Genomic DNA, 658 nt, shown 5'->3' on the forward strand with positions numbered 1-658 from the left:
GCGGGCACTGTCGGCACCGGTGGGGTCGGCGGTAACGGCGGTGACGGCGGCGCCGGCGGTAACGGCTACGGCACCGACAGCAGCGGCAACGGTTATTCCGGCGGTGCCGGTGGTGACGGCGGTGACGGCGGCACCGGCGGCGCGGGTGTGGCCGCCGGTGGTGACGGCGGCCTCGGTGGTGACGGTGGGGCCGGCTCGAACGGCATTGCACTGACCAACAGCGCCGGCGGTAACGGCGGCGGCGGCGGGACCGGTGGTGAAGGCGGTGCCGGTGGTAACGGCGGCACGCTGGGCGGTGACGGCGGTAACGGCGGCGCGGCCGGTGACGGCGGTGCCGGCGGCAACGGCGGTAACGGCTTCCAGGTCACCGGCAACAGCGTCAACAGCGGCGGCTACGACGGCGGTGACGGCGGTGACGGTGGTGGCGCCGGCCAAGGCGGCGCCGGCGGCAACGCCCTGGCCGGTGACTACAACGGTGGTGCCGGCGGGGCGTCGGGTACCGGTGGTGACGGCGGCGCCGGCGGCAACGGCTCCAACGCCATCGCCTACAGCGCCACGACCGAAAACGGCGGCACCGGCGGCATGGGCGGTGCCGGCGGTAGTGGTGCTGACGGCGGCGCGGGCGGCAACGCCAGCGGTACCGGCACCGGCGGTGCCG

Annotated in this window: 1 protein-coding gene; it reads left to right on the forward strand. The window is 76.1% G+C overall.

Annotated features, from left to right (window positions below; all coding sequences use genetic code 11):
• Window positions 1-658: hypothetical protein (locus F6Q13_RS19245; protein WP_293059923.1), on the forward strand; the 658-nt coding region annotated here is incomplete at both ends.

It is taken from the genome of Mycobacterium sp., from assembly GCF_008709575.1.
Classification (GTDB): Bacteria; Actinomycetota; Actinomycetes; order Mycobacteriales; family Mycobacteriaceae; genus Mycobacterium.